At 70.2% G+C, this 18,581-nt stretch carries 16 protein-coding genes; 1 reads left to right on the forward strand and 15 read right to left on the reverse strand.

All coding sequences use genetic code 11. The features are described 5' to 3' along the window. Positions 1-46: 46 nt before the first annotated feature. The 11 genes from glgB to VGT06_01060 form a co-directional block, all read right to left on the reverse strand. On the reverse strand, positions 47-2,017 hold the full coding sequence (glgB, locus tag VGT06_01010) for a 1,4-alpha-glucan branching protein GlgB (protein HEV8661710.1): 1,971 nt from the start codon (positions 2,015-2,017) through the stop codon (positions 47-49). Then, complete coding sequence (gene malQ / locus VGT06_01015) at positions 2,014-4,158, reverse strand: 4-alpha-glucanotransferase (protein ID HEV8661711.1); 2,145 nt, start codon at positions 4,156-4,158, stop codon at positions 2,014-2,016. The genes glgB and malQ overlap by 4 nt, the downstream gene beginning before the upstream one ends. Then, positions 4,155-7,511 (reverse strand): maltose alpha-D-glucosyltransferase, encoded by a 3,357-nt coding sequence (treS, locus tag VGT06_01020; protein ID HEV8661712.1) that lies wholly within the window; start codon positions 7,509-7,511, stop codon positions 4,155-4,157. The genes malQ and treS overlap by 4 nt, the downstream gene beginning before the upstream one ends. Further along, positions 7,508-9,181, reverse strand: coding sequence for a dihydroxy-acid dehydratase (gene ilvD, locus VGT06_01025; GenBank protein ID HEV8661713.1), 1,674 nt, complete (start codon positions 9,179-9,181; stop codon positions 7,508-7,510). The genes treS and ilvD overlap by 4 nt, the downstream gene beginning before the upstream one ends. Further along, positions 9,178-9,393 (reverse strand): hypothetical protein, encoded by a 216-nt coding sequence (locus tag VGT06_01030; protein ID HEV8661714.1) that lies wholly within the window; start codon positions 9,391-9,393, stop codon positions 9,178-9,180. The genes ilvD and VGT06_01030 overlap by 4 nt, the downstream gene beginning before the upstream one ends. A 103-nt stretch (positions 9,394-9,496) precedes the next feature. Beyond that, entirely contained in the window at positions 9,497-9,937 is a 441-nt protein-coding gene (locus VGT06_01035) for a PAS domain S-box protein (GenBank protein HEV8661715.1), read from the reverse strand. Next, positions 9,934-10,533, reverse strand: a complete 600-nt coding sequence (locus VGT06_01040) for a DinB family protein (protein ID HEV8661716.1) — start codon at positions 10,531-10,533, stop codon at positions 9,934-9,936. The genes VGT06_01035 and VGT06_01040 overlap by 4 nt, the downstream gene beginning before the upstream one ends. Before the next feature lie 187 nt (positions 10,534-10,720). After that, a complete protein-coding gene (locus VGT06_01045) occupies positions 10,721-10,903 on the reverse strand; it encodes a hypothetical protein (GenBank protein ID HEV8661717.1) in 183 nt (60 codons plus the stop codon). A gap of 79 nt (positions 10,904-10,982) precedes the next feature. Beyond that, positions 10,983-11,765 (reverse strand): fatty acid desaturase, encoded by a 783-nt coding sequence (locus VGT06_01050; protein ID HEV8661718.1) that lies wholly within the window; start codon positions 11,763-11,765, stop codon positions 10,983-10,985. Positions 11,766-11,848: 83 nt separating this feature from the next. Next, positions 11,849-13,003: a class I SAM-dependent methyltransferase gene (locus VGT06_01055; protein ID HEV8661719.1), complete on the reverse strand. Its 1,155-nt coding sequence runs from the start codon at positions 13,001-13,003 to the stop codon at positions 11,849-11,851. 206 nt (positions 13,004-13,209) lie between these two features. Continuing rightward, positions 13,210-13,590, reverse strand: coding sequence for a hypothetical protein (locus tag VGT06_01060; protein HEV8661720.1), 381 nt, complete (start codon positions 13,588-13,590; stop codon positions 13,210-13,212). Positions 13,591-13,801: 211 nt separating this feature from the next. Here VGT06_01060 and VGT06_01065 point away from each other — a divergent pair, with 211 nt between their 5' ends. Continuing rightward, positions 13,802-14,266 carry an intradiol ring-cleavage dioxygenase gene (locus VGT06_01065; protein HEV8661721.1) on the forward strand — a complete coding sequence of 155 codons (465 nt, stop codon included), beginning with the start codon at positions 13,802-13,804 and terminating at the stop codon, positions 14,264-14,266. 111 nt (positions 14,267-14,377) lie between these two features. Here the strand turns inward: VGT06_01065 and VGT06_01070 are convergent, their stop codons facing one another. From VGT06_01070 to VGT06_01085, 4 genes are all read right to left on the reverse strand, one after another. Further along, positions 14,378-16,438, reverse strand: coding sequence for a hypothetical protein (locus tag VGT06_01070; protein ID HEV8661722.1), 2,061 nt, complete (start codon positions 16,436-16,438; stop codon positions 14,378-14,380). A 419-nt stretch (positions 16,439-16,857) separates the two neighbouring features. Continuing rightward, a complete protein-coding gene (locus VGT06_01075; protein ID HEV8661723.1) occupies positions 16,858-17,118 on the reverse strand; it encodes an SHOCT domain-containing protein in 261 nt (86 codons plus the stop codon). Between the two features lie 89 nt (positions 17,119-17,207). Beyond that, positions 17,208-18,074 carry a hypothetical protein gene (locus tag VGT06_01080; protein ID HEV8661724.1) on the reverse strand — a complete coding sequence of 289 codons (867 nt, stop codon included), beginning with the start codon at positions 18,072-18,074 and terminating at the stop codon, positions 17,208-17,210. An 81-nt stretch (positions 18,075-18,155) separates the two neighbouring features. Beyond that, positions 18,156-18,581: biotin synthase (locus VGT06_01085; protein ID HEV8661725.1), on the reverse strand; the 426-nt coding region annotated here is incomplete at its 5' end.

Here is an 18,581-nt window from a genome sequence, read left to right on the forward strand (position 1 = left end):
GCCGTCCCCCAGGGAGACGGGCGGCGGCGCGGCCCCCGAGCCGGGCTCAGCGCGCGGCCCCCCGGCTTCTGAGGAACACCACCGCCAGCGGCGGCAGGGTGAGGCAGAGGGAGTGCGGCCGGCCGTGCGAGGAGACCGGCGCGCTCTGGACGCCCCCCAGGTTGCCCCAGCCGCTTCCCCCGTAGTCCCCGGCATCGCTGTTCAGCACTTCCTCCCAGAACCCGCCCCGGGGCACCCCCAGCCGGTACTCGGGACGAGGGACGGGGGTGAAGTTGGCCACCACGAGCAGGAGGGTGTCGCTCGAGCGCCCTTTCCGGAGGAAGCTCAGCACGCTCTGCTGCGAGTCGTGGGGATCCACCCACTCGAAGCCGGCGGGGTCGCAGTCCAGCTCGAAGAGCGCCGGCTCGCTCCGGTAGAGCGCGTTCAGGTCGCGCACCCACCGCTGGAGGCCGGCGTGGGGGGCGTACTGGGTGAGGTGCCAGTCCAGGCTCTCGTCGTGGTGCCACTCCCGCCACTGGCCGAACTCCCCTCCCATGAAGAGGAGCTTCTTCCCCGGCTGCGCGTACTGGGAGCCGAGCAGCAGCCGAAGGTTGGCGAACTTCTGCCAGTCATCCCCGGACATCTTCCCCACGAGGGAGCCCTTCCCGTGGACGACTTCGTCGTGGGAGAGGGGGAGCACGAAGTTCTCCGTGAAGGCGTACAGCATGCGGAACGTGAGCAGGTTGTGGTGGTACTGCCGGTAGACGGGGTCCTTGACCATGTACTCGAGGGTGTCGTGCATCCATCCCATGTCCCACTTCAGGCCGAAGCCCAGGCCCCCCACGTAGGTGGGCCGGGACACCATGGGCCAGGCCGTGGACTCCTCGGCCATCGTCAGGATGTCCGGATGGGTCCGGTAGGCCTCCTCGTTGAGGCGCTGCAGGAAGGTGATCGCCTCGAGATTCTCCCGCCCCCCGTACCGGTTCGGGATCCACTCCCCTTCTTTCCGGGAGTAGTCCAGGTAGAGCATGGAGGCGACCGCGTCCACCCGCAGCCCGTCCGCATGGTAGGTCCCGAGCCAGAAGAGGGCGCTGCTCATCAGAAAGCTCCGGACCTCGTTGCGCCCGTAGTTGAAGATGTACGTGTCCCAGTCGGGGTGCAGGCCCTGCCGGGGATCCCCGTGCTCGTAGAGGTGCGTGCCGTCGAAGTACCCCAGGCCGTGCGCGTCGGTCGGGAAATGGGAAGGAACCCAGTCGAGGATCACGCCGATGCCGTGCTGGTGCAAGACATCGATCAGATACATGAAGTCCTGCGGCGTCCCGTAGCGGCTCGTCGGGGCGAAGTAGCCCGTCGTCTGGTAGCCCCACGAGCCGTAGAACGGATGCTCCATCAGCGGGAGGAACTCCACGTGGGTAAAGCCCATCCGTTGCACGTAATCGGCGAGGTGCGGCGCCACCTCCCGGTAGGTGGGCGGGCGCCCTTCCTCCTCGGGGACCCGCCGCCAGGACCCGAGATGCACCTCGTAGATCGCGAGGGGGCCGGAGAGGGCGTTGCGGCTCCGGCGGGTCGCCATCCATTCGCCATCGCCCCACCGGTACTCCAGATCCCAGACGATGGAGGCGGACCGGGGGGAGGGCTCGGCGTACAGGGCGAAGGGGTCCGCTTTGTCCACCCGGTACCCGCCGTACCGGGAGACGACGTGGTACTTGTAGGCCGTCCCCCGCGCCACGCCCGCCACGAAGCCCTCCCAGATCCCCGACTGGCCCCGGGGCCGCAGGGGGTGGCTGGCCTTGTCCCAGCCGTTGAAGTCCCCCATCACGAACACCCCCTCGGCGTCCGGCGCCCAGACCGCAAAGAAGACCCCGTCCTCCCCGCCCGCCGTCACGGGATGGGCACCGAGCCTCTCGGAGAGGCGGGAGTGGGTCCCCTCGTTGAAAAGGTAGAGGTCCTCCTCCGTCACGAGGCTGATGTCGGTGCGAACCGGGTGCGCCCGTGGCTCGGCCCTGGCGGACCGTCTCCCTTTCGGCGGTGGCCTCATCGGGGGGTCAGGACCTCCTTCCGCCCCCGGTCCACCGCGCACAGGGCTTCGAGGACCTGGGGCATCTGCCGGATGGCCTCCAGAGGGTAGCGCGCCCTGCGTCGCCAGTTGGGGCGCTCGTCGCGTGTCCCGGGGGTGTTCTGCGGTTCCGCCTCCAGCCACAGATCCTCCAGGTTCACCAGGACGATCCGGGCCGCGCTGGCGGCCAGGAACGCGAGGCAGGCCCGCAGGACGTCAGCGGGCTCCACCCGCCCCTTCGGCAGGCGACCCGTGCGCTGGAGGTAGGCGACCAGGGCCTCCTTCAGGGCCTCGCGCCCGCGGCGCTCCTCCCGCGCCTGCGCTTCCGCCAGCAGGCCGAGCTCCACCCGATCGCGGATGTCCAGGCCCTGCCAGAAGCCGGCGAAGGGGCGCATGTCGTGGGTGTTGAGGCTCGCGAGGAAGGTGTCCGACGGGGCACACAGGGCCGCCTGCGGATCGGGGGCCATCTCGAAGGGGAGGACGTACGTCCGCTGGATATGGTGTCGCGCCATGGCCGGTCGGACCGAAGGGGGAACGGTGCCCAGATCCTCCCCGACCAGGAGCGTCCGGTGGCGGCACGACTCCAGGGTCAGGATCGCGTAGAGCTCCTCCGCGCGGTACCGGACGTACACGCCCTCCTCGACCGGCATCCCCGGGGGAATCCAGAAGAGCCGGTGGAGGCCCATCAGATGATCAATCCGGAGGACCCGCGCGAGCGCGAGGTGATGGCGCAGGCAGGCGATGGGATAGCGGTAGCCCTGGGTCCGGATCCGCTCGGGGTGCAGCGGCGGGCATCCCCAGTTCTGCCCCTTGATGAAGAAGCCATCCGGGGGCGCGCCGCCGGACATCTCCGGGACGAACAGCGCCCGCTCCCGCCACACGTCGTAGCTGGCCGGGTGCACCCCGAGGGGCAGGTCGAGCTGCACACCCACCCCCCGCGCCTGCCCCGCCTCCGCGAGATGGCGGAGCTGGTCGTGGGCGAGCCACTGCACGTACAGGTGATAGCGCCTCGCCTCCTCATCGTAATCGCCCGGCGTGAGGAGGCCGTCCCGCTGCGGCAGCGGCCAGTCGGGCCAGGGGGCCCCCCGGCGCTCGCCGGCGGCCCGAAAGCGGGCATAGTCCTCGAGCGCCTGGTGCCCCTCGGCGAACCGGCGGAAGGCGCGCTGCCAGTCGCCGTCGCCTGAGAAGAAGGTCCGCGCCAGCGCTTCCAGGATCCGGCGCTTGAGCGCCATCGCGCGCCGGGGATCCACGAGGGGCATCCCGCGCAGGGCCGTGAGCTCCGCCTGGACCGCGGGCGAGGCCAGGAGGGCCTGCGCCGCAGGAGACCGCTCGAGGTCCGGGGTCCGGGTCACATCGAGGTAGAGTTCGTTCCAGAAGAGCCGGCTGGCGGGCGCATAGGGGCTCGGATCGTAGGGCTCGTCGAGGAACGCCGGAAGGAGCGGGAGCGTGCCGACCAGTTCGCCTCCCAGCTCCGCCACCCAGGTCGCCAGCGCCTCCAGGTCGGCGAGATCCCCCGCGCCCCAGCTCCGGGCGGAGTGCAGGGCGTACAGGGGGAGGAAGACCCCCCAGCTCCTGCCCGCCTCCCCGTCGAGCGCTCCGAAGGCCCGGAGCGGGGCGGCGATGAGCAGGCTCTCGACGCGCCGGTCAGCAATCTCCAGGCGCAGCCGATGGTATCCCCAGGGCAGCCCCCCCGGGGGGAGGAGGAGGCGGCGGCTCACGTACCGCCTCCCCTCCACCTCCACGCCATCCGCAGAGGGGAGGCTCGAGAGGTCACACGTCCACCGCCGCACCTCGCCGGTCTCCTGCTGCAGCTCGCACGCCGCGGTCCCGTCCGCCAGGCCCGCCGGCAACCGGAGTCTGACCCGGACCGGGCCACCGTCCCATGCAACGAGCACCGGTTCACAGAGCCGCTGCCAGCGGGCCTCATATCCCTCCCGCAGCGCGCCGGGGACGTCCCGGAGGTCGCCAACCGGGGCGCCCAGCGCCCGGAGAACCGCCAGCAGGGCCTCCGGGGAGGCTTCCCGGCGGCGGTCCGCGACGACGTCGTGGTAGGCGGTCTGCAGGCCGTACAGGCGGGCGAGGTGGCGGAGCGCAGGCCCCCGCGTGCCGCGCGAGGCCGTCACCCTCCGGCCTCCAGATACTGCAGGATGCCCTTGAGGGGCAGCAGCACCCGGTCGGGCCGAGCGGCGAGGGCGGTCCCCAATTGGGCGATCGCCTTCTCCAGGACGTAGGCATCCAGCAGGGCCGCCAGCTCCTCCTCCGCCCGGGGGAGGAAAGACCCGGCCGCGGCGGCGTCGCGGTAGGCCCTCAGGAAGGCCGAGGAGACCCAGCGGGTCCAGAGGCGTGCCCACGGCTCCAGCACCGCGAGGTCCTCGGGGCGCCCCGCCTCCCGCACCTGGGCGAACAGGGCGCTGTAGGCGGCCGCGTGGAAGGAGCGGAGCATCCCCGCGACATCGCGCAGGGGGGACCGCTTGATCCGGCGCTCGCTCAGGGAGCGGGCCGTCTCCCCCTCGAAGTCAATGATCACGAAGTCCTTCCCGGTGTAGAGCACCTGCCCGAGGTGGTAGTCGCCGTGGATCCGGATCCGCATGGCGGTGAGCTTCCGCTCGAGGACGGCCCGGAAGCGCCTGAGGGCTTCCCCCTCCAGGTCCAAGACCTTCCGGGCATCCTCCCGCAGGGCCTCCGGGCCGTCCTTCGCGTGCCGGCGCAGCAGCCGGAAGACCTGACCCGTCAGATTCCGCATGGACTGGTAGAGGGCGCGCTGGTAGTAGGGGGAGACGGCCTCCGGGGCGAAGCTCGGGTCGTCGGGGGCCGACGCGAGCGCGACGTGGAGCTCCCCGGTCCGCTGGCCGAGCAGCCGGGCGACCTCCGCGTAGCTGCCGAGCAGCTCGTGCGCCAGGGGGGGGAGGGGCTCCTCGAAGAGAGTCCGCGGGAGCTGCTGGCCGCCCGCGGCCTCCGGCGCCGGCGTCCGGTGGGCCGCGACGTGCTCGAAGTACTGGTCCAGCGCGTCGAGCGTGTAGTTCCAGGCATCCCCCTGATTCGGCACGAACCCCTGGAGGATGGCCAGGGTCATCGGCTCCCCCTGCCCCTGCCGGTACTCCAGGGCCCCCGCGACGGGTGCGATGTGAGCGAAGGCGGCCCGCTCCGTGAGGAACGCCCCGATCTCCAGGTCCGGATTGACCCCCTCGTCCAAGCGGCGGAAGAGCTTCAGGATCAACCGGTCCCCGTAGACGACCGAGCTGTTGCTCTGGTCCGCCTTCAGGAGCGAGGGGGCCAGGGCACTCTCCGCCGGGCCCCGGAGGGCCCGGAAGGCCCGGGCGGGCCAGGCCACGATCTCCCCCCCGGCCCCCCGGAAGCGCCGGTGGCGGCCGATGGCCTCCAGGAGGGCCTCGCAGACGCTCCCCTCCCGCAGGGCATCGTAGAGGATCCCGTCCCCGTTCCGCCCGGTCAGGCGGGCCAGGACCACGTGGGGGGCCTCCGCGCGCACCCGATCCGCCTGCTCCCCCGAGGCCACGGCCAGGAGGAGCAGGTAGGTCTCCGGGTCTCCCTCCAGGTATTCGACCTGCACCAGGGTGATGTGCGCCCCCACCGCGGCGTGCGGGAGGGGGACGGCGTCCACCAGCGCGGCCGCCTTGAGGCCCTGTGCGTTCCCCCCGAACCAGCGGCGGCTCTGCATGTAGGCCGGAAGGATGCTCTCCAGGGCGGCCTTCCCCTCTCTCCGGAAGACGCTCTCCCACCCCCCGGCCACCGGCAGCGTGGGAACCTGGGCCTCGGCGGCGGCCGCCACCTCCACGGAGGCGACGGCCTGGGGCTTCATCATGAACCAGTAGAAGCCGTGGGGGCCCAGGGTCAAGAAGTAGGGGTGCTTCCCGATCACCGGGAACTCCGTGCGCCCGAAGATCTCTACCGGCACCATCCCCTCGACCCCGGAGAGGTCCAGCTCGACGTACTGCGTGAAGCGGGAGAGGTTGGCCAGGACGAGGACGCGCTCCTCCTCGCAGCGCCGGATGAAGGCCAGGACCTTCCGGTTCTCCGGGTTCAGGAGCTCCAGGGTCCCGCGCCCCAAGGCCCGGAAGCGCCGGCGCAGGGCGATGAGCCGCCGCATCCACCAGAGGGGGGAGTGGGGGTTGTTCTGGCAGGTCTCCACGTTCACCACTTCGTAGTGGTAATCGGGATCGATACTGACCGGCAGGTAGAGGCGCTGGGGGTTGGCCCGGGAGAAGCCGGCGTTCCGGTCCGCGCTCCACTGCATCGGGGTGCGGACGCCGTTCCGGTCCCCCAGGAAAATGTTGTCCCCCATCCCGATCTCGTCCCCGTAGTAGATCACCGGGGTTCCCGGCAGGGAGAAGAGGAGGGCGTTCATCAGCTCGAACTTCTTCCGGTCCTTGGCCAGCAGCGGGAGGAGGCGGCGGCGGATCCCCAGGTTGATCCGGGCCTGGCGGTCGTGCGCGTATACCCGGTACATGTAGTCCCGTTCCTCGTCGGTGACCATCTCCAGAGTCAGCTCGTCGTGGTTCCGGAGGAACAGGGCCCACTGGCAGGTCTCCGGAATCGGGGGGGTCTGCTCCAGGATGTCGATGATGGGGTACCGGTCCTCCATCCGGACGGCCATGAACATCCGCGGCATCAAGGGGAAATGGAACGCCATGTGGCACTCGTCCCCGGTGCCGAAGTAGGCGACGGCGTCCTCGGGCCACTGGTTGGCCTCCCCCAGCAGCATCCGATCCCCGAACTTCTCGTCCACATGGCGCCGCAGCGCCTTCAGGAAGGCGTGCGTCTCCGGCAGGTTCTCGCAGGTCGTGCCCTCCTGCTCGTGCAGGTAGGGGACGGCGTCCATCCGGAGGCCGTCCACTCCCATCCCCAGCCAGAAGTCCACTACCTGGAGAATCGCCCGCTGGACCTCGGGGTTCGCGTAGTTCAGGTCCGGCTGGTGGGGGTAGAACCGGTGCCAGTAGTACGCGCCGGCGACGGGGTCCCATCTCCAGTTGGAGGTCTCGAAGTCCTTGAAGATGACCCGGGCCTCCCGGTACTTCTCCGGGGTGTCGCTCCACACGTAGAAATCGCGCCAGCTGCTTCCCGGCGGCGCCCGCCGCGCCCGCTGGAACCAGGGGTGCTGGTCCGACGTGTGGTTCAGCACCAGCTCGGTGACGACCCGGAGCCCCCGCCGGTGGGCCTCCCGCAGGAAGGCCTTGAAGTCCGCGAGCGTCCCGTAGGCCGGGTGGACGCTCGTGTAATCGGCGATGTCGTAGCCGTCGTCCTTCAGGGGGGAGGGATAGAAGGGGAGGAGCCAGAGCGCGGTGACCCCGAGGTCCTGGAGGTAGTCCAGCCGCTCGGCGAGTCCGCGGAAGTCCCCGATGCCGTCGCCGTCGCTGTCGGCGAAGGCCCGGACGTGCAGCTCGTAGAGGACCGCGTCCTTGTACCAGCCCGGGTCCGCGGCGCGCGGCCCGTCCTCCTGCCGGCCCCGCTCCCGCGTCATCCGGTGACGGCCCCCTCCGAGGCGGAGGAGACCAGGCGGGCGTACTTGGCCATCACACCACTCCTGTAGCGGGGGGCGGGGGGCTTCCATTTGGCCAGCCGCTTCTTGATCTCGGCGGCGGGGAGTTCCACGTCCAGCCGCCGCCGGGCGATATCCAGGACGATGGTGTCGCCGGTCTTCAGCGCGGCGATGGGCCCCCCGTTCGCCGCCTCCGGCGCGACGTGGCCCACCATGAAGCCGTGGGTCGCCCCCGAGAAGCGCCCGTCCGTGATCAGGGCGACGGATTCCCCCAGGCCGGCCCCGTGCAGCGCCCCCGTCACGGCCAGCATCTCGCGCATCCCGGGGCCGCCCTTCGGCCCCTCGTAGCGGATCACGATCACGTCGCCGGCCTTGATCTTCCCCGCCTTGATCGCCGCGAACGCGTCCTCCTCCCGATCGAAGACGCGGGCCGGACCGCGATGGGTCATCCGCTCGTGCCCCGCGACCTTGGCGACGCATCCCTCCGGCGCCACGGTCCCCCGCAGGACCGCGAGCCCGCCGGTCGCCTTCAAGGGCTCGCCGAGGGGCCGGATCACCTGCTGCCCGGGGGTCTCCCGCGCCGCCCGCGCCTCCGCCCCGATGGTCCGCCCCGTGACGGTCATCTCGTCGGGCGCGAGCAGTCCCGCGTCCAGGAGGCGCTTGGCCACCACGGGCATCCCGCCCGCCTGGTACATCTCGGGCGCGGTGAAGCGACCCCACGGCTTGAGGTCCGCCAGCAGGGGGGTCTTCCGGGAGACGCGGTCGAAGTCATCAATGGACAGCTTGACCTCGGCCTCGCGGGCGAGGGCCAGCAGGTGCAGGACCGCATTGGTGGACCCGCCCGTCGCCAGCACCCCGGCGATCGCGTTCAGCAGGGCCTTCCGCGTGATGAGCCGGCGCGCCGTGACCCCCTTCCGGAGCAGCTCCATCACCAGCCGCCCGCAGTCGAAGGCGGCCTCGTCCTTCTTCGGGTCGGGGGCCGGGATCCCGTTGAGGCCCATGGGGGAGATGCCGAGCATCTCGAAGGCCGTCGCCATCGTGTTGGCCGTGAACTGGCCGCCGCAGGCTCCCTCCCCGGGACAGGCGTGGTTCTCGATGGCCCGCAACTCCTCCGCCGAGATTCGGCGCGCGTTGAAGGCCCCGACCGCCTCGAAGACGTCCTGGACGGTGAGACGGCGCCCCCGATACTCGCCGTAGAGGATGGAGCCGCTGTAGAGCATCAGGCCCGGAACGTCGAGCCGGATCAGGCCCATGACCGTCCCGGGGATGGTCTTGTCGCACCCGGAGATCGCCACCACGGCGTCGAACAGGTGGCCGCGGGCAACCACCTCCACGGAGTCGGCGATCACCTCGCGGCTCACGAGCGAGGCCTTCATCCCTTCGGTCCCCATCGCGATGCCATCGGTGACGGCGATGGTGTTGTACTCGATCGGCGTTCCACCGGCGGCCCGAACCCCTTCCTTGACCCGCTCCGCGAGGCGCCGGTGGTTGGCGTTGCAGGGCGTGATACCGATCCAGCAGTGCGCGACCCCGATTAGCGGCTTCGCCAGGTCCTCGTCCTTGAAGCCGATCGCCTTGAAATAGGTCCGTGCCGGTGCGCGGTCAGGCCCCTCGAGGATCAAACGGCTCCGGTGCCTTCGCTGCGGGCTCATCCCTCGCTCCTCCCTGGTCCCTCCCGTCCGGGCTGCTGGGCCTTGAACCACTCATGGATGGCGGCGTGGAGGGTGCTGATCTCTCCGGCCTCCAGCACGAGCCGCCACTCCTGGTCCCCGAGTTGCAAGGCGGCGGTCAGGGCGCCGGCCGTCACCCGCACGTCCCGCAGGCGCGCCACCGGTACCCTGCTCTCCTCCCCCTCGATACGCATGGCTCGGTGTCTCCCTTGGGGCTCGGTCCCGAGCATCGGAAGGCGAGGCAGGGCGGGACCGGACCCCGGCGGGCCTCCTCCCCGCGCATTCCCCCCGCCCCGCTCACGCTCTGGCGCCGGGCCCTGCCCCGGCCGCCTTCTCCATCTCGGCCACCTTCTGGCGCAGGGCCTTCTCTGTATTCCAGCGCTCGCTGTCGTCCCGGAGGACGGCGAAGATCGCCTCGACGCGGCCGTCGGCGGCCTTGAGCAGGCCCACCGTGAACGCGATGGATAGCTGGCTCCCGTCTTTCCGGGTGGCCGGGACCCGGAGGACCTGCGTCCCGTACTGCGTCGTGCCGGTCCGCATCACCTCCTTGTAGCCGGCCCAGTGCCGGGTCCGGTGCCGGTCCGGCACGATCAGGTCCAGGGACTTGCCGACGGCCTCCGCGGCGGCGTACCCGAAGAGTCGCTCCGCCGCCGGGTTCCAGAGGGTGATCGTGCCGTCGGGATCGGCGACCACGATGGCGTCCGCCGCATGCTGGATGATCCGCTCGCTCAGCGTCATGGTCCCCCCGATCCCCCGGCTGCCCCGCTTCGACCCCGTGTCGCCCTCTGCCGAGCCCGCCGCCGCTCGCCCGCTCCCCCTCCGGGCTCGGCCCGCCGTCCCTTCCACCAGCGCCGCAGCCGCCGGAGGTGCTGTCCCTCGTGCGTCCAGGCGTACTCGGGGAGCCACGCGGTCACCGGATACCGGTGCGCCCGGTCGCGGAGGGACGCGGCGGGGAGCCGCCGCAGGCGCTCGACGAGGCGGCGGCGCACCCGGTGCAACCGACGGAGCACTCCCCCGAGGCCCAGGGACCTCGCGACGGCCACCGCGCGCGCGTTGAACCGGTCCACCGCCTTGGGATCCCGATCGTAGAAGAAAATCCGCTCTCCCCGGCCCCGCGCGATCAAGGCGAACCGGCGGATCGCCTCCTCCTCCCAGGCGGCGAAGTGGGCGAGGACGTCCTTCACCGACCAGCGCCCCTGGGTGCGCGGGCGGAAGAGCTCGCTCTCCGGCAGGCGGGCGAGGAAGCGGAGGGTGGCCGCCCGCGACCGGGTCATCCGCCGGACCGCCTCCGCTCTCCAGGCGCGAAGCCGCGCGGGCCGGACGGTGCCGCTCATCGCTTCCCCTGACGATCCATCGCCCCTTGCCCGCCCCCGTCCCACCCTAAGCCGGGACACCCCCGGCGTCAAGCTGGAGGCGTTCAGCACGGACCGGGGGATGGGTCTGCGGAGGGTCGAGACGGCGGGCTACGGGGCGACCACCGGGAATTCCATTACAGGGACCGAGCCCCCGTCTGCCGCCACATCACGATCTGCCCAGCGTGCGGAAGTAGAGCACAAACGCCACGGCCACCACCATCGCGACGCCGCTCCGGACGAGGGCCCAGAGCCCGCCTGGCTGGGCATTGCGCGCTTCCCACACTGCGTACCCGAAGAAAAAGACGATGGCGACGGCAATGAGAATCTTGTGGGCCGTGATGAGGGTCACGGTGCCCCTCCGAGAGACCCCGGGGACCGAACCGAGGGCGCGTCCACCCCTCCCCGCCCGGAAGGGCCATCCGGGCCGGCTACGCGAGATCGGCGGCCGGGCGCTCGACGTCCCGCGCGAGGCCGAACGCCTCCAGCAACCGGATGACCAGGAAGGTGGGGTCCACCTCCCACCAGCGCAGGCCGTGCCGCGCGGATGTCGGGATGGCGTGGTGGTTGTTGTGCCACCCCTCCCCCCAGGTCAGCAGGGCAACCCACCACAGGTTCCGCGAATCGTCGAGCGTGGCGAAGCTCCGGTAGCCCCACCGGTGGCAGGCCGAGTTGATCAACCAGGTGCAATGGTAGACCGCCACCAGTCGGACGAAGATCCCGTAGACCACGAAGGGCCATCCCCCCACCCCCCAGAGGAGGGCCGCCAGGGGGAGCTGCAACGCGAGCTGCCAGCGTTCCAGGAACCGGTAGAACGGATTCCCCCACAACTCGGGCGTGAAGCGCGCGCGTTCCTCAAGGCGCATCCGCTGCGGAAACAGCATCCAGAGCATGTGCCCCCAGAGGAAGCTCTCCTTGGGGCTGTGGGGGTCCCTCTGCTCGTCGGAGTGCCCGTGGTGGATGCGGTGATCCGCCACCCAGGTGATGGGCCCCCCCTGCAAGCTCAGCACGCCGAACACCGCGAGGAGGTATTCGAGCCACCTGGGCGTCCGGAAGCTCCGGTGAGTGAGCAAGCGATGGTACCCCAGGCAGATCCCCCATCCCCCGAGCACGTAGTGCAGAAGCGCCGCCACGCCGAGGGCGGGCCAGGAGAAGGTGACGGGGGCCCACAGGGCCCCCAGATGAATGGCCACAAAGACGACGAGCGTCGGCACGGACAGGGGGCCACGCGTCGCGGACGGCACCGCTGCCCCGGGGGGATGGAGGATTGACGCGGCATTCGCAGCCTCTCGTGCTGTCACAGGCTTCCCTCCTCTCGCGCGGCCAGCGGCCGCTCCACGATCAGGCGATAGGCCTGCAAACGATCGCTCAGGAAGGCGTGGGCGGACCCCCACAGGTAGAGCCGGAACGTGCGGTAGAGCCGCTCGCCCCAACGCCGGATCACCTCTCCGCAGACCCGCTCGAGATTTTCCGCCCAGGCCTTGCACGTGAGGTAATAGCTGTGGCGATCGTTGTGGACGGCCTGCAGGGCGAAGGGGGTCTCGGCCAGGGCCGCCAGGAAGTCGTGCAGGCAGAGGAACGAATGGTTGCCCGGGTAGATATACCGCGAGATGAAGGTGCTGGTTTCGTACTTCCTGCGGACGGCCGAGGCGTCCAGGTACACCCGCCCCCCGGGCTTCAGCAACCGGTGGAATTGCCCCAGGGCGGCCCGGTAATCGGGCAGGTGTTCCATGACGCCCAGCACCACGATGGCGTCGTAGGGCTCCGCCGACCGGTACGCGAGAACGTTCTCGCAGATGGCGCGGCACGGCAGGTGTAACCGCTCGATCAGGTCCGTCAGGAACCGGAGGGATTCGTTGGAGATCGTGAGGGACGTGACCTGGATCCCCCGCCGTCCCGCGTGCTCGGTGAACCCCCCCCACCCGCCCCCCACGTCCAGCACCCGCTGGCCGGGCGTGAGGCGGCACGCGTCGAGGGCGAAGTCGAGCTTGCGCCGCTGCGCCGTCTCGAGCGGCTCGTCGTCGTGCGCGAACAGCGCATGGGAGTAGATGCGGCTCGGGTCCATGAAGAGGAGGTGGAAGTCCCCCTCCACATCGTAGTGCTGCGCGATCGCCCGGGAATCGGTCCGGAGCTGACCAAAAATCAGGGGACTCACCCGGCGCCAGACCCTATGGAGCGGGTGCGGGTCGGTGAGGGCCTCCCGCAGCCCAATGAGCTGGAGCATGTCGCCGGTGATGTCGAGGAACCCCGCCACGTAGGCCTCGCAGAACGCCAGCTCGTCCAGGCGGCTCAAGGCCGCCCACCCCCGGGGATCCTGGATGGCGATCTGGAGGACCGGCTCCCCCTCCCCGAACCGGTAGCTCCGCCCATCCAAGCCCTTTAGGGCGAAGGGGATCCGTGCCTCGGCAGAGATCCGCTCCTGAAGTATCTGGATCAGGCGGTGGGGGCTCATCATTGTGCCGGACCCTCCCCCTTGGAGGCCTCGGAATGGGGCACAAACGCTGTCACCATATCATTTTCCATGGCGGGCGTCACGCAAAATGGCCCTGCCTCTGGAGGTCCTTTTTGGGGGAACATATGACGGGGCATGAACAGGAATTCCCCTACGCCTGGTGGGGTGGAGGGGGGACGACGGGCAGGCGAGGGGAACCGGAGCGGCTACGGCCCGGGCAAGGCTGCGACCAGGGATCTGAGGAAGTCGGCCGTGATGGGCTTGACCTCGCTGCCTTCGTAGTACCCCCACTGGAACTCCTTCTTCAGGCTGTCCCAGAGGATCACCTTCCACCGCTGCCCCCACGAGGTGCCGACCGCGCCAATGCCCCGGTAGGGCGGCCCGCCCATCGCCGGGTCATACTTGGCTCGCTCGAACCATTCCAGCTCGATCTGGAGCCACCGATCCCCGAGGGCGAGCCGGAAGGTCTGCGCCCGGTCATCGGACGGGGCCTCTGGCGTCAGCGAGACGGCTCGCTGGGGATGTGCCGCCCGCAGCTTCTCCACCTCTTCCCGCAGCGTGGCATGGATGGTGCGGACGCCGGCCATGGGAGAGCCCTTCGGGGGTAGAGACGGTTCAGGCATGCACGCCCTCCGCTGCCGGTTCATTCATACATACTGGAACCCATCCCGCCGGTCAATGAGGGGCCCGGCCGGGCCGGGCGCGTCCGCAGCGGAAGAGGGGGAGCTCCCGATTTCGTCTCAGGCGATTTGCCTCAACAGCCGTCGTCGATTAGACTCTGGGCACAGGAGGAGCGGTATGGGACGCTCGAGGCTGGCGATGGCCCTGGTGCTTGCGGTGGGGATGTGGGGACCCGCGGGGATGGGCGCCCTCGCTCAGGGGTCCTGCGCGCCGACCCGGCCCGACTCCGAGGGGCCCTTCTACAAGCCGGGGGCCCCGGAGCGGGCCCAGACCGGCCGCGGTCTGGCGGTCCGGGGGACCGTGCGCTCGGCCGGAAGCTGCGCCCCGATCCCCCGCGCCCGCATCGAGCGCTGGCAGGCCAACCCCGAGGGAGCCTATGACGACGCGCACCGCGCTGCGATGAACACCGACGGCGCCGGGGAGTACCGCTTTGAGACCAACCTCCCCAGACGCTACTTCGGACGGCCCCCCCACATCCACTTCAAGGTCTCCGCGGCGGGTCACCGCCCCCTGACGACCCAGCTTTACCTCACGCCGGGCCAGACCGAGGTCACCTTCGATCTCGTCCTGGTCGCCGAGTAGTCCGAGCCCCCCTCCCACCCCCAAAAAAGCTACGCGGGGTGGGCTTCCGGCCCCACCCCGCGTCGGGCACGATCCACTGAGCACCTCACTGAACCGAAGCCGCCCCCAGGCCTATGCAGCGGCCCTGTGCCCGTGCGGCTCCGTGATCCGCCGGCCGGTGCTGATGTAGGTGTCCACGAACGTCTTGAGCGCGGCGCCGATCACTTCCGGGTTCTCCTGGTCGAGCACGACGTTCAGGGCGTCGGAGACCCAGGGGACGAGCTTCTCCGCGGTCGTGATCGCCTTCAGGACCTCCTTGGCCGTGCCGACCGTTTTGCCCTTGAGCTTGCCGGCTTCCTCGTCCAGCAGCCGCAGGAACAGCCCCTCGGTCAGGCGCTGGCCGCTGAGCGCCCCCTCCCCCTGGAGGACCACCCCGGCGTGCAGCCGCTTCCAGAGCGCGGCCCGGCGGATCTCCGCCGTGGCCAGGTCCTCCATGAGCTGCAGCTTGAGCTGCGGGCTCTGGACCGCCGCGGCGGCGCTGCCCCCAAGGTAGGCGGCCATGTACTGGAGAGTGATGGTGATGTCCTCGCGGAGCCCGGATTCGGTCACCGGCCCCTTCGGGTGGGCCCGGAGCCTGGTCGCTAGCTCCTTGCTGTACCAGTCGGTGCGGGTCGGCGGCGTCCCGATGGCATCGTGGCCCTGCTGGACGGCCTTCTGGAAGATCGGCTGGATCACGGCGACCATGTCCGGCGTGGCAACCCACGCCCCATAGTAGAGGCGGCGCTCCCCGTCCTTGGCCAGCCGCAGCCCCGATTCCCGGGCCTTGTCATCGCTCGCCTTCTCGAGGGCCGCCTTGTTGTTGTAGGCCCGCGCCACGAATCCCTGCAGGAGCCCGATGACGGCGTCGCGATGGCCCTGGAACTGCGCGGGCAGCCCCTCCAGGGCGGGGGCGTCCGGCTTGAACTTGTCGGTGACGTTGCCCTTGGCATCGAGGTAGCCGGCGGCCTGCACGGCCTTCAGCAGGCCCTCCGCCCCGTCCTTCCCCGCGATCTTTTCGAAGTCGCCCGGCCGCGCAGTCGCCCGGAGCAGGATGTTGGCCGACATCCCCCCCCAGGGGACCGCGCCGCGCTTCCGCCCCAGGTCCGAGATGTACTGGTCGTACGAGGAGAGGGCCTCGGCCGCCTCCATCGTCACTAGGTTAGTGTCCGGAGGGATGGCCTTCATGTCCGCCTGGTACACCCGGTAGACGCTGGCCAGGTAATCCCAGCGGCCCACGTTCGGCCCGATGTATCGGGAGGCCTCCACGACCCGGCCCGTCTGCCGGTCGCGGATGGGGCGGCTGAAGGCGTACATCATCTCCTCGCACTGGAAGGTGGCCTGGATGAGCTCGATCAGCTGGAAGATCTTCACCGTCCCGGGCGGGATCCCCAGCTTCTTCTCCACCTCATAGAGGAAGGTGTGCCAGAGGTCGCACTCCTGGGTGGTCTCGATCTTGGGCAGGTAGAAGGCGACCGGCAGGTCCCGCGCGAGGAGGGACTTCGCGTTGTGCTTGAGGAAGAGCCAGGAATCCACGAAGCCCCCCCCGACAGTCTTCCCGTCCACCAGGAGGTGCCGGTCGTCCAGGTGCAGCCCCCGGGGGCGGTAGATCATGATGGCCACGTCCTTCTCGGGCTTGAGCTGCTTGCCTCCTGCCCCGTCAATGGCGCGCTTGCCCTCGGGCGTCCAGGTACAGAGGAGCTTGAGGCTGCGCTGCGTCCGGAGGGGGCTGTCGGTGGTCTGGGCCGCGGCGTCCTCGCTGTCCGCCATCCACTGCTGGCCCGTGTTCATCGCGGAGATGGCCATCCCGGGGTCCGCGCAGGGACCGGTAAGCTGGACATGGCGTCCCGTGAACTGCCGCGGCTGTCCCCCCGCCTTCCAGGCCGACGTGCGGATCTGCTTGGGGGTGGTGGTCGTCCCGTCGAAGAAGGTGATGACCTCGTTCTCCGGCAGGAAGTCGATCGGCTTTCCGCCGTCGATCCGCGCCTGGGCCTCGGCCCGGGCTTGGAGCAGGGCGCGGCGAACCTCCTCGAAGGTCCGCCCGTCCGCGCTCTTCACCGCGAGAACCTCGGCGAGCTCCCGGAGCGCCTCCGGGGTGAGGATATCCTTGGTGTACTCCTGGGCCAGACTGGGGTTGACGAACGTCACGGCTCCCACAGGTTCCTCCTCGGCCGACGCCGGGGTGGGATGAACTCCCACCGGTTCAGGGATCGTTCACACACCGGTTGCGTCATCCACGACCAGGCCGGTGAGGCCCGGTCCATGCCGCCGAAAACCAGGAAGGCCACGGCAGGACCCGCGGCCTCTGCTCAAAACAAAAAGCCACGGGATCCCTGCGTCTCCCCCGTGGCTGCGCGTTGCGTCAAGAAGCGCGACGACCTAGACGCGCGGGCCTCCTGCCCAGGGGCAGACGCCCTCGGTTACGCCTACTACGACTCGCCCAACGGTGAGGCTGATTGCACGCAACGAAAGCTCCCCTACTGGAGGGGTTCCCTTATACTGTAGCCCGCCCGGGTTGTCAAGCCCATTCTGCCGCCCCCCGCTTCGATGCGGACGCTTCCCCCCGCGCGGGCCGCTCAGGCTTCGAGGTCGCGGCGCATGGCCTCGAACTGCTCGCGGGTAAGCTCACCTCTCGCGTAGCGCTCCTTCAGGATCTCCAGCGCGCGCCCGCTCGCGCTCGCGCGACCCCCGGACGCCCCGAAGGCCCAGCGGACCAGGAGGACGATCCCCAGGATCACGAGCGCCCAGAAGAGGACCATGAACAGCAGCATGCCGACCCCCCAGGCGCCCCACCACATGTGCCAGCCCCATGGGGGCTCGCCGGGTCCCCACTGCACGGCCGCTCTCCATCCTGCCAGCGCCATCATGCGCATGCCCCCCCTCTATTCCCACGCGCGCCGGGGACCCGCCAACGGAGTCGAACGCGTCAGGGGTTCACCGCCCGCCACGTCCGCGCGAGCGCGGCGGCGATCGGCTTCGTCACGTCATTATCGGTCCAGTACCCGAGATGCGAGGCGGGATTCCAGCTCCCGAGCAGCCCGCCGGCGTTGACCGCCCTGTCGGCCTTGACCACTTTCCGGTAGGCGGCATTCAAGGTCTTTAGGGGGTAGCCGATGACGTCATCCTCGTCGTAGTAGTTCACCCATTCGCCCTTCAAGCCGCGATGGTGTTTCGCCAGCGCGGGGGACGGGACCGTGATGGGGATGCCGAAGTCGGGGTACCGGAGGCTCCAGATGGCGATGGGACTCCCCAGCGTGTAGAAGAGGGCCAAGGTTTCGCCCTGCTCCAACGGGGTCTTCCCCATCACCTTCCGCACGCTGTCCGGGAGGATCTTCCGCGTCGGCTCAACCTGGAGATCGTACAGGTAGTTGCTCGCAATCACCGACCCGAGGCTGTGGGCGATGACACACAGCGGGGCTTTCTCCCCGGCCTCGGCCGCGAGCGCCTTCAGGGCCTGCGCAACGACCTGATGGATCCCGTCGTAGATCTTCCGATCCGTTGGCGTCGGCTGATAGGCGATCGCATCCGCCGCGAAGTCCACCAGGAAGCGGCGGAGCGTGGTGAAATCCAGCTCCCCGCCCTGCCTCATCCGCTTCCACAAGATCGCCTCGGCCTTCTGGAGCACCGGGGCCCAGTAGATCGGGCGGATGACCAGCGCTGAGGCGGGGTCCTCCACCCGCTTTCCCACCTGCTGCGCAAAGCGATCCCGCAGCTCCTGGGCCATGCCGTCGGCGAAGCTCGCGTCCTGCTTGCCGACCCCATGGATGATGGCGACGGCGATCCCCTGTCCCACGGCGCGCCCTCCCGAACTGCTCGCGGCTACCTGTAGCGGAAAAGCCGGAGCGCGTCAACGGAGGAGAGTGTGTGGATCATCCTAGCGGAAGGCGCAGGGGGGCGTATCGGTCCGGCGCGGCGGGCCGGGAGGAGGCGGCACCGGCGGGAACAGGCCCAGTTGGCGCGCGCGGGCGGGGGGCGGGGCGAGAGGCCGGCCGCCGAGCGTGACGTAGGGTGCCGAGGCAGCGAGCCGCACCCCGAGGCGGGCGAGGTCCCGCGCGTCCCGCAGACGGACCTGCCGGCGGGTAGCCATGAGGCGGGTCGCCACCCGGGGCCCTATGCCGGGCACGCGCAGGAGCACCTCCCGCGGCGCCGCGAGCAGGTCCACCGGGAACGCATCGGGGTGCGCCACCGCCCAGGCCGCCTTGGGGTCGAGCGCCAGGGGGAGGTTCCCCGCCCCATCGAAGGGGAGGTCGCGCATCCCGAAGCCGTACTCCCGCAGGAGGTGCTCTGCCTGGTAGAGGCG

This window comes from Candidatus Methylomirabilis sp. (assembly GCA_036000645.1).
Lineage (GTDB): Bacteria > Methylomirabilota > Methylomirabilia > Methylomirabilales > JACPAU01 > JACPAU01.